This is a genomic window from Ruegeria sp. CDSA021 (assembly GCF_059612325.1).
In genome coordinates this window covers 325,970-337,071 of record NZ_JBXWQJ010000004.1, presented here as the reverse complement: position 1 = coordinate 337,071, position 11,102 = coordinate 325,970, and the positions used below count along the sequence as shown (strand labels likewise).

8 protein-coding genes and 1 pseudogene are annotated in these 11,102 nt (G+C 56.8%); 6 read left to right on the top strand and 3 right to left on the bottom strand.

Annotation, left to right across the window (positions count from 1 at the left end; translation table 11 throughout):
- Nucleotides 1–198: 198 nt before the first annotated feature.
- The 3 genes and pseudogenes from AC2FLD_RS07745 (at nt 199) to AC2FLD_RS07735 (ending at nt 1,731) form a co-directional block, all read left to right on the top strand.
- Entirely contained in the window at nt 199–1,101 is a 903-nt protein-coding gene (locus AC2FLD_RS07745; protein WP_496668380.1) for a helix-turn-helix domain-containing protein, read from the top strand.
- Nucleotides 1,102–1,252: 151 nt separating this feature from the next.
- A pseudogene (locus AC2FLD_RS07740) lies at nt 1,253–1,420 on the top strand (cytochrome ubiquinol oxidase subunit I); the annotation flags it as partial.
- A 110-nt stretch (nt 1,421–1,530) separates the two neighbouring features.
- Entirely contained in the window at nt 1,531–1,731 is a 201-nt protein-coding gene (locus tag AC2FLD_RS07735) for a hypothetical protein (RefSeq protein ID WP_496668378.1), read from the top strand.
- 406 nt (nt 1,732–2,137) lie between these two features.
- On the opposite strand, the gene AC2FLD_RS07730 is transcribed toward AC2FLD_RS07735, so the two are convergent.
- Both AC2FLD_RS07730 and AC2FLD_RS07725 read right to left on the bottom strand, forming a co-directional pair.
- Nucleotides 2,138–2,716, bottom strand: coding sequence for a carboxymuconolactone decarboxylase family protein (locus AC2FLD_RS07730; RefSeq protein WP_496668376.1), 579 nt, complete (start codon nt 2,714–2,716; stop codon nt 2,138–2,140).
- 163 nt (nt 2,717–2,879) lie between these two features.
- Nucleotides 2,880–3,965 (bottom strand): hypothetical protein, encoded by a 1,086-nt coding sequence (locus tag AC2FLD_RS07725; protein ID WP_496668374.1) that lies wholly within the window; start codon nt 3,963–3,965, stop codon nt 2,880–2,882.
- A gap of 72 nt (nt 3,966–4,037) precedes the next feature.
- Between AC2FLD_RS07725 and AC2FLD_RS07720 the strand changes: the two genes are divergently transcribed.
- From AC2FLD_RS07720 to AC2FLD_RS07710, 3 genes are all read left to right on the top strand, one after another.
- A complete protein-coding gene (locus AC2FLD_RS07720) occupies nt 4,038–4,985 on the top strand; it encodes a LysR substrate-binding domain-containing protein (RefSeq protein ID WP_496668372.1) in 948 nt (315 codons plus the stop codon).
- Between the two features lie 102 nt (nt 4,986–5,087).
- A complete protein-coding gene (locus AC2FLD_RS07715) occupies nt 5,088–6,134 on the top strand; it encodes an aromatic ring-hydroxylating dioxygenase subunit alpha (RefSeq protein ID WP_496668370.1) in 1,047 nt (348 codons plus the stop codon).
- Nucleotides 6,135–6,316: 182 nt separating this feature from the next.
- Nucleotides 6,317–8,293, top strand: coding sequence for a CocE/NonD family hydrolase (locus AC2FLD_RS07710; protein ID WP_496668368.1), 1,977 nt, complete (start codon nt 6,317–6,319; stop codon nt 8,291–8,293).
- A gap of 388 nt (nt 8,294–8,681) precedes the next feature.
- On the opposite strand, the gene AC2FLD_RS07705 is transcribed toward AC2FLD_RS07710, so the two are convergent.
- Entirely contained in the window at nt 8,682–10,739 is a 2,058-nt protein-coding gene (locus AC2FLD_RS07705) for a DEAD/DEAH box helicase (protein WP_496803718.1), read from the bottom strand.
- Between the last annotated feature and the right edge of the window lie 363 nt (nt 10,740–11,102).

Below are 11,102 nucleotides of genomic sequence, written 5' to 3'. Positions count from 1 at the left end.
GCCGAGTAAACGCAAAAACAAAACCCCGCCAAAAACAGGCGGGGTTTTCGCCAATCGGAAACTCATGTTCTGATTTGGTGCTGACCAAAGCGAGGTTGGTACATCAAAATGAAACACTATGTCGTAGCGAATGACCACGCTCATTTGGCAGAAACGTCTGCTCCTGTTTCAGATCGAGTGCAGTGCATTGATGTCATTTTGCACCGTAACTCCGACAAAGCGTCAGCCGAACTGGTGGTCGAGTTTTACCAAGTGCTGAACTCTTTGGTCGATAAACACAGCTATGTCGTGAACTTCCGTGTTCCTGGGAACGATTCGGTTGGCGGCCCGCTTTTTTGGGCGGGACGTACAGCCATCTTCTGGGGGGATATCGAAAACGCGTGGACGCCCACTGCCGCAGAAAGATCCTGGGTCAATCAGGTATTGAACCTTTCGCCCCGATCCCTTCTTGTCGGGGGGAGCGTGATGTTGTTGTCCCAAATCAGCGGATCGGACCGAACCATTGCCGCTGTGCATTCAGCTTTCGAAGCGGCGGCGCTGGAACGTGGAATAAAAAGCAGCGGAACTTCAACCTATTTTTCCTCCGACGGGCGTACGCACAGTGCGAATACGCGGATCAGTGCGCTGCGCCTGTTGGCCGATTTTGTATCAATGGACCATGGCGAGCATCTGGCGGACACTCTGCGGCGATACATTGGCTTGAGCGAGCCTCGGCGCATGTCCGAAAGTCAGGCCGCTAACCGGCTTATTCGCAAGGCGAATGGCGACAGGCTTGTCACTCTTGCAGTCGACACAATGCTGGAGAACATCGAAGATCCGCTGAGAATTTCGGATCTGTCTGATGTGATCGGCACATCCACCCGACAGCTTCAAAGACGATTTCTGTGCAAGACCGGCTCGACGCTGTTGGAAACGTATAAAGAGCTCCGACTGGAGCGCTCCAATAGTCTGTTGAAGTTCACAGATATGCCGCTAGTAGAGATCGCGTCTGCAACTGGTTTTTCTTCCCGTACTGCGATGTCGCGAGCCTTTTTCAAACACTACAAATCACGTCCGGAACAGGTGCGGAACGAACGGTTTCTGGGACATGTGACAGTTTGAAGGTAAACTGCGGCACTCCTTGGGGTGAATAGGGAAGCTTGAAACATACGGTGGTCCAAGAAGCGCCACGGGAACGATGGTGCGCGCGTTTGAAGCCGCTAGTTGATATAGCCCACCGTTAGGCTAATCGGCTGCAAGACGGACTGTCGGCAATATCGCAGGGCCGCTGCTGGCCCAGGAAATCCTGACGGCCTTCTTTCTAGAAGCGGTCTTTCCGGGCATCATGTTTTTTAGGTTTTCCAAGGTTCCAAACCGGTTACACACAACGGCAACCTTCCTTGTCGTATTCGGTGCCACCATGTCCGCCTTCTGGATCTAAACAGCTGGATGCACACGCATGCCGGGTTCGAGATGTGCGATGATGCGGTCTTTGCCACCGATTGGTAGGTGATCATCTTCAAACCGACGATGCCCTAACGTCTGGCGCATATGCTGATAGTGAACAGCCTGACCATGGCTTTCCTGATCCTTGGGATCTCGGCCTTTCGCCGGCTGATCGGAGATCGCGGTCACGACGTGCGCGCCACGTTCATAACCGCAACGGGGATAGGTGCCATACTGATCCAGGCGCAGATCTACATGGGCGATCTGCACCGTTTGAACACGCTGGAACATCGCCCCAGAAAGTAGACGCAATGGAGGGGAATTGGGACACTAATCCAATATACCGTTGGAGCTGTTTGCCCTACCGGACGAGGCCGCGCATGCGAACCGTCGTGAGGTCAGCATCCCTTACCTCGCCTCGATCGGTCTTTTCTGGGATGCAAATGAAACGTGGCAGGTGCTTTGCGCGACCACATATCTGACGGTTCAGGATTCTCCAGCCCCCAAAGCGTACCCCACCAGCGCGCTCAGCCCGATGCCGACAGAAACCGTGACGAAGAATGTCTGAAACCCCAATGTCGGTCCGGCTTGCACTGGTCGACCGAAACCCGGCAAAGAAGATGTCGACGATGTTGTAAAGCGTGCTGAACAACATGCCGACCGCGCCGGGGATCTCCAAAGCCCGAAAGTGACCCGGAATCGCGTCTTGAGTTTACTCGCTGGCGTAATAACCCACAACATCGCCATCCGTTGTTACGCCCAATCCGTTGAGCAATCGATTGGCGTAGTTGAAATAGCCGACGATCTGGTTGATTTCGAGTATTTCGCCGTCGCCCCAACCGGCTTGTCTAAGCGCGATGACGTCGGTTTCAACCATAGTACCAGGCGAAACAGTCAGCTTTTCGGCGTAGATCAGAGCCTCCAGATGTGCGCCTTCGAACGCATCCTGCGGTCGTTGCGCTTTGAGCGCGGCCTCGATCTTGTCTGCCTGCGCTTCATCGCCGATCAGGTGCCGCGCATTGGCCCAGTGATTGGCGTAAGAATAAGGGCATGTGTTCAAGGTCGACACATAAGAACTGATCACTTCCTGAAACCACATTGGGATTGTGTTGCTGTCATCGTGCAAGCACGCGCGATACAAAACCACGTGCCCTTTCATGGTGTTAGGGCGCAGCGAGTGCACACGCATGACATTGTCCACCGTACCGTGCGGTGTTCGTGCAAGGTCCAGCACCGCCTTCAATGGCGCATCGGCATCATCGTCAGAAATCATCCGGATCCAGGCAGACATGAAACGGTTCCCTTTCCTAGGTCATGAGAGATATTTTTGGGCAGGACAGAGCTGTGTCCCGCGTTTTTTATGGACAGGCATTCCCTTCGGAGCAACCGGATTAATCCTGATGCGGTGCTGTAGCTGGGTCTGCGCGTTGGATCGTGCGACCAAAACAGACAGGTCAGCCTGTTTTCCGTAAGCCGATATCCATGTCGGGCTGCTCAAAAAGGCCCGCCGCGCATGGGTACCGGTTTAGAATCGAAGGCCCGCCTGGCAGGCGCTCGGCGTAGAAACACCCGTTATCCCAATAGGTCGTGCCATCGATCACGACAGTTGGGTCAATCACGTTCCAGCTGATCTCGCCCGGGGCATATGCACCGCAGGTGTGGAAATGCAGGATGCGCGGATTGCCAAAGGCGGCACCGCTCCATCGTTCGTAGTTCCGGCGCATGTCCCAAGGGTAACCGCAGCCTGGATGAATGCCCGCGTGCCAGGAATGCACAAAGTTCCGGTCTATGCCGAACTGTCCCGCCACGCGATCATAATGGGCCTTGGCCTGCGCCACATCCGACGGATGCCCCTCGAACCCGGTCAGGCGGCCCTTGTCGAGACAGGCAAGAACAGGATGGGTGAATTCGGTTGTATAACCTTCATAGTATTTTGATCCGGTTCCCGTCAGGAAGGTCAGGGCCACGCGGCCCGAGAAGCTGTGTGCGGGGACAGGCGTGAAAACCGACATCGGGAAACGCAGGATTGAAGTATCGCCCGACGGGTCGAGGTTCATTTCAGGCCGCCCGCATACATCTGTGCCCAAAGGGCAGGTGAACTGCACCTCGTGTGCGTTGTTCAAAACCGCGTTGATCTCAGCCTTGAGTTCCATGAAGGCGTCGTGATGCCCGTTTGAAAACCCCGACCCGAATTGTTCACGGCTGAGGGCAAAGCTGACGATGATCTTTTTGCCCTTCGGCATGTGAGAAAACCGCAACTGGTCCCCGAGCCGGGCCAGAAACAGGATGACATCGGCAGATTCGAACCGGGCCAGCAGTTCCGGCGACAGGTGCGGGTTATCCGGGTTGAACCCCACGTCTACGGTGTCGACTGACAGGCCCATGGATCTGGCAACACGCGAGACGATTTCGACACTATCCGCATCGAAATACCCGTACTCCGGCGGTTCATAGGCGATCAGCAACCGTTCTCCGGCCGTTGCGTGGGCGCAGTTTGCCAACAGGTTTTGCGCACCGCGTTCCGGCGTGATGTCCGACATTCGCGTCTCCTACGGGATTGAACTGGTCAAAGTTACGCGAGGAGCCTGTCCCCAACCTATTTGAAAGTGTTAATGAGTGACATTAGAGTTACTAATATGATCTTGAACTTACCCTATTCCGCACTAAGAGCGTTCGAGGCGGTTGTCAGACATTCGGGGTTTTCAGCCGCTGCAACCGAATTGGGCGTCAGCCAAAGCGCCGTCAGCCAGCACGTTCGCACCCTCGAGGAGTGGTTGGGGCGCGAACTTTTGGTGCGCGGTGCACGGCAGTCACGCCCGACCCGCGAAGGAGAGTTGTTGGCGCTGGCGATCTCGGAAGGGCTGGGGCGCATCTCGGATGTTTGCGCGCAACTCAGGGATAAAACGCGCTCTGATCGGACAATCGTGATCTCATGCCTGCCGGGTTTTGCGTTCAACTGGTTGTTTCCACGCCTTTTGCGCTTTGACATGGCCCACCCGGACCTGTCGATTTCGATCGCAACTGATACCGGGCAATTCCCGTTTTCCGGTGCGGATGCGGACATCGGAATTCGCTATGGCTTGGGCGACTATCCCGGCTGTCAGGTCGATTTGCTCATGAACGAGCAGTTGTTTCCGGTTTGTGCGCCCTCGTTGTTGCCCGATCTTCAAAAGGTCGGGGATCTTGAGCGGCATACGATGCTGGTGGATGAGAACCTCCATCATGGGGCGGTCAGTCCCACATGGGAATTCTGGGCGCGACGTTGTGGCCTGACCTTGCCAACCGCGCTGCGGACACGGCGGCTGGGGCAGTCGAACATGGTTGTTCAGGCCGCGATTGAAGGGTTGGGCGTGGCGTTAGGGCGCGAACCCCTGGTCATCGACATGATGGCAGACGGGCGTTTGGCACGCCCCTTCGCGGAAGTGACTCAGTCACCGCTGTCTTATTGGCTGGTAAGACCGCATGAGACCAAGGATAGCGCCAAGGTTGCCGAGTTCCTAAACTGGATTCATGCCGAGGTTGCGGCGCAACCAGAAATTCCTCCGCCTGCATCTGATTGAAATTAGTCAGGCTTATGACAGCCATTACAATTCCAGCATGGCCTATGGGGGCTTGCGTGCCCATACTGGAACAAGCCATCTGTCACATTGGAGAGCATAACGATGTTTCTGAGAAACTGCTGGTACGTCGCGGCCTGGAGCAAGGATATCGGGCGCGAGTTGAAGGCCGAGACGTTTCTGGGCGAAAATGTCGTTTTCTATCGGCAGCAGGATGGTATCCCCGTGGCGCTTGAGGATGCCTGCCCACATCGCAAATTGCCGTTGTCGAAAGGCAATCTGATCGGCGATGTGGTGGAATGCGGCTATCACGGTCTGAAGTTCGATTGTTCAGGCAGATGCACCGACAGTCCCACCCAGCGTGGCATGACCCCGCGCCGGGCGGTTGTGAAGTCTTACCCGGTGGTCGACCGGTACCGGCTGCTCTGGATCTGGATGGGAGACCCCGAACTGGCTGACCCGGACAAGATCTTCCCAATTGAAAATTTTGACGATCCAAGTTGGGGCAAGACCGATGGTGGCGTGATGGATATCGACTGCCACTATCTTTGGGTTTGCGACAACCTGCTGGATCCCAGCCACGTGGCCTGGGTCCATGTCTCGTCCTTTGCGGGCGCGGGCACGGATGAAGAACCGTTGAATGTCGAAAAGACAGACCGCGGCGTGATCGTGTCACGCTGGATCGAAAACAAACCGCCTTCACCCTACTATGCCAACTTGGTGGCGTTCGCGGGAGATTGCGATCGACTACAGCATTACGAGATGTGCCTGCCTGCCATCGCGCTGAACAAATCCGTATATACGCCTGTTGGTACTGGCGGTTATGGCAAGCCCTCGGTCGACAAGACTTATGTCAATATCTCGTACAATTTCATGACGCCGATTGACGAGGATCGAACCCGGTATTTCTGGTTTCAGCACCGAAACACGGACCCTGACAACGCAGAGGTCTCAAAGTTCATGAATGACGGCGCGCGTATGGCGTTTCTCGAAGACAAAGAGGTGCTGGAGCAGGTGCATTTGGGCATGAAGCGCGCCAAGACACCCCATATCGATCTTGGTTTGGACAAGGGTGCCAAACTGTTCCGCAAGGCACTGGCCAGTGCTATCGAAGCTGAAACGACAACTGCAGACCTTGCAGTTAAGGCATGACGGCTGTTCCGGCGGGCTGTTTCACATGACAGGGAACAAGGGTGCGTTTCGGACACGGTCACAATTTTTTGCAAGTGTACGCTGTTTGTATGCGGATAGTACAAGCACGATTCAAACCGCACCATTTACCTTCCACGGAATCTGAGTTCTCTTGTGACCCAAACAGGGAGCTCAGAACATCCATGTCAGTCGAAATCGTCGAGAATTTGTGGATTCACCTGCCAGATGGGCGGCAGCTTGCCGCCCGGGTCTGGCTGCCCGAAACGCGCCCGGCGCCCGCCATTCTGGAGTATTTGCCCTATCGCAAGCGCGACGGGACCGCACCCCGGGATGAGACGACGCATCCGGTCTTTGCCGAGGCTGGATACGCCTGTGTCCGTGTCGACATCACCGGAACCGGTGACAGTCAGGGGCAGTTTGACGATGAGTATTCGGAGCAAGAGCTTCGCGACGGCGAGGCGGTTCTGGACTGGATCGCGTCTCAGGACTGGTGCGACGGCAATATCGGCATGATCGGCATTTCGTGGGGCGGCTTCAACGGGTTGCAGATGGCCTGGCGTCGCCCACCGGCGCTGAAGGCGGTGGTCAGCGTGGCGTCGACAGTCGATCGCTATGCCGACGACATCCATTTCATGGGGGGCTGCCTGCTCAGTGACAATGTGAACTGGGGCAGTCAGATGTTTGCCTATCTGACCCGTCCGGCCGATCCCGAACTGCGCTCCGACTGGCGTGAAGACTGGCTTGCGCGCCTGGAGAATGTCCCGTTTTCTACCGCCGACTGGTTGCGTCACCCCACCCGCGACGCGTTCTGGAAACACGGTTCGGTGTCCGAGGATTGGTCGGCCATTCAGGCCCCGGTTCTGGCCATAACCGGCTGGGCCGATGCCTATGTGAACGCGCCGCCGGCGCTGGCCGCCAATCTGACCGTGCCAGCAAAGGCGATGATCGGCCCGTGGGAACACCGCTATGCCCATATTTCGAAACTGGATGCCTGCGATTTTCATTCCGAGGTTATCGGCTGGTTTGACCGCTGGCTGAAAGGGCAGAAAAACGGGGCCGAGGACCTTCCCGCCTATCGCGCTTACATGCAGGAACATTTCAACCCGACGCCGCAGAACGGGCCGCGCAAAGGCCGCTGGATCGCCGAGGCTGAATGGCCGTCACCTCGGGTGCAGGACCAGACCTGGCATCTAAGCCCTGCGGGGTTTGCCGGTGCGCCGACCGAGGGCGAGGTCATCGTCGCCACAGCTGCGAATGTGGGCGCAGGGGGCGGTTACTTTTGCCCGGGCATGCGGATCGACAACGAATTGCCCGACGATCAGGCTGCGGACGACGCGCTGTCGGTGTGCTTCGACAGCGCCGTGATGCGGACACCGCTGGAGCTGTTGGGCCGGGCCCGGCTGAAAATCCGGTTCTCGGTAGACAAGCCCGTCGCGCAACTGGTTGCGCGGCTATGCGATTTGTCTCCTGACGGCGTATCGCAACGCATCACCTATCGCGCCCTGAACCTGTGCCACTATCGCAGCCACGAATCCCCCGAAGCATTGCAGCCGGGCCAGGTTTACGAGGCCGAGATTGTGCTGAATGAATGCGCGCACCGCCTTCGTGCCGGTCACACCTTGCGGCTGGCCCTGTCCGGTTCCTACTGGCCAATTATCTGGCCCGCGCCACAGGCCGCGCAGATCACGCTGCATCTGGCGGGCTGCGCGCTGCAGCTGCCCGTGCGCGCGATACAAGAGGAAATCGCCCCCGCCGCGCCGGGCCCGGCGCTGGATTTTCCGCTTCTGGATGCCGAACAGTTGCGCGCGCCCGCATCGCAGTCCAACCGCGCGATAGACAGCGACGGGACCGAGGTTCTGGAAACCTTCGACGATTATGGAAAGACGCGTGATCCGTATCACGATATGATCGTCGGCAGCAATGTGCGGATGCGTTATACGGTGCATCCCGACGACCCCGCCACCGCGCGGTTCGATACCACCTGGAGCTTTACGTTCGAACGGGACGATTGGCAGGTGTCGGTCGAAACCGAATGCACCATGCGTTGTGACACCGAGAATTTCTATCTTTACCGCAAATTGTGCGCCACCGAAGGCAGCGCGCAAACCAAAGTTCTGACGAAGGAATGGTCCGAGACCATACGGCGCGGGCTTCTCTGATCTGTTCCAATGCAGGGCAATATGAAAACCGAATGAACAAAGGTCGGCGTTGGCCGCAGGGGCATTCCGAAAAGCGCGACAGAACTAGAGGGCCGCCTCGGCCTTGCCGATGGGAGCTGTGCGGGCCTCTCCAACAGTATTCTGTTGTCATACTCGACCCAGACCATGCCCCGCGGGAAATCAACCTCGCGGACATGATCCTGGATGTGGGCCTTCCGCCGATCCTCCCACGGTATAGTCTTCGTTGAAGGGCAGCTTTCGGGCTCCTGCTGCGTCTGTAGCTTAGCTGTTCAATGTTTGCTATGGGCCGAAAAATCGCGCCAAATCGCTTTTCTCCAAACAAAGCACGTATCTTCTCGCACCGGTTTGTCGACAGGTATCTGAACGCTCAATTTCTCTTAGAAGGCTTGCGGAAAGGTCTTGCTTCTCCGCCCTTGACGTTTCTGCTTTTTGAACGCGGCGTGTTTGCGTCTTTGTTGTTAGCCTTATGACGCGCCTTTCGTGCTTTCAGAGGTTTTGATGTGTCAGAAGCGTTCTTGTCTTGTTTTTGTTGCTTCTTGTCCCTCGCGGCAGGCTTTGGTTTTGCCTTTACGCGCTCGCGCTTCGGCTGCGCCTGCAGGGCATTGTCCTGCTTTGGCTTGCCTTCACTTGCTTGTCCATTCGGCGTACGCGCAGCGGATTTTTCTTTGCCCTTTGGGCGCTCGGACGCAATCTGGGCATCTTGGTCGGAAAGTTCGGAGACGCGCGCAGCTTTCGACGGCTTGCCTGCACGAGGTCTTCGGTTTTTGGCTGCGTCGTCTGATGAATGTGGTGCCGCTGGCGGTCCCTTCGGAGAGGCATCGAAATCTGGTTTGCCTGCCAGCTCAGTCAGCGTCGCGCCTTGTTCTATGGTGAGCTCGGCCCCCAATTCTTGTTTCATTGCGGGCACAGCATCATTGGCAATCTCGACAAAGGTCTCTTGATACTGAACGCGGATTGCGCCGATGGCGTCTTTGGATAAACCCGCGTTGCGGCACAGCATTGGCAACAGCCAACGCGGCTCCGCACGTTGTTTGCGCCCTATTGAAAGCGAGAACCAAGTGCTTGGCCCAAACACCGCGCGCCTATCAGTGTTGCGTTTTCCAGATTCTGGCGTCGTTCCCAGGATCTCTGGTGCTGAGTGGCGCTCTCGGTAGAGGCGCATATAGGCTGCCGCGACCTGCTCTGGAGTTCTTCCCTTGAGCAGCCGTTCCGCAAAGGCCGTTTCTTCGGCACTTGGCGGCTCATCCAGGGCGGGATTGGAAATGATGCGTTCCTCTTCCCGTGCAAACACCTCATCCGCAGAGGGCGGGGTGCCCCATTCGGCCTCCAACTTGGCTGTCTTCAGCAATCGTTGTGCCTTTGAGCGTTGCCGACCTGGCACGATCAAAATGGACGTTCCCTTGCGCCCGGCACGGCCTGTCCGTCCAGAGCGATGCAGCAAAGTTTCCGCATTTGAGGGCAGATCGGCATGGATCACCAACTCCAACCCTGGAAGATCAATGCCGCGGGCGGCCACGTCCGTTGCAACGCAGACCTGCGCGCGCCCGTCACGCAGGGCTTGCATCGCATTGGTGCGCTCTGTCTGGCTAAGTTCCCCTGACAGTGAGACGACAGAAAATCCCCGGTTGGAGAATTTCGCGGTCAAACGCGCAACCATGGAGCGGGTATTGGCGAACACAATCGCGGTCTGTACGTCATGATAGCACAGCAAATTGATGATCGCTTTTTCGATATCCGACGGGGCCACGTTCAACGCACTATAGGTAATGTCCGAATGCTGTGCTTCTGTGCTTCCGACCTTGATCCGCTGCGCATCTTCTTTCTGGTAAGTCTGGGCAAGCTTGGCGATGCCTCGCGGAACAGTGGCCGAGAACATCAAGGTACGCCGGTTCTTAGGCGTTTGATCAAGGATGTATTCAAGGTCTTCGGCGAACCCCATGTCCAACATTTCGTCGGCTTCGTCGAGGACGACGGTCCGCAGATCGCTCAGGTCGATCACCCCACGTGAGATATGATCGCGCAGCCGCCCAGGCGTGGCGACCACGACATGTGCACCGCGCTCGAGTGTCCTGCGCTCTGTGCGCGCATCCATACCACCTACTGCCGATGCAGTGACTATCCCGGCCTCAGCAAACAGCCAGTCGAACTCTCGCCGAACTTGCAAGGCCAATTCGCGCGTGGGTGCGATAACCACGGCCAATGGTGCCGCTGGTCGGTCAAATCGACCGTGCTTATCAAGAAGTTCTTCCGCCATTGCCAGCCCGAAGCCCACGGTTTTGCCCGAACCTGTTTGCGCAGAGACAAGCAAATCTTTTCCTGCCAGCGCTTCGTCTGACACGGCCTCTTGTACAGGCGTCAAGCCGCTATAGCCTTTTTGGGACAGCGCTATGGATAGGGTTTTCGGGAGGGCAGAGAAATCTTGCATGGGTCACCAAATGCCGGGAAAGACTCGGCGATAGTGGTATTTGGTTCAGATGTATAGTCCGTAACGTGCGCCAGAAAGAGATTGTGTCAAACACAGGAAACTGACTTTCGCTCCGCCGAACCAATGGTCGCTGTGTTTCAACCTTATGAATTCGGTCGGCTAAACGCCTAGAAAGCTGAAATTTCAGCACTAACAATGCCTACATAGATTTCCGGTTCCAAATCTAGTCCTTCAATCAAACACTGGGAAGAGGCCACACGCATGGTGGGTTCGCCAAAAGCGAACTAAGGCCAGTTACCCAACAATCAAGACGACACCGTGGATTGCCAAAGCCCGCTTTGGAGACGCTACATGGCAGCAGGT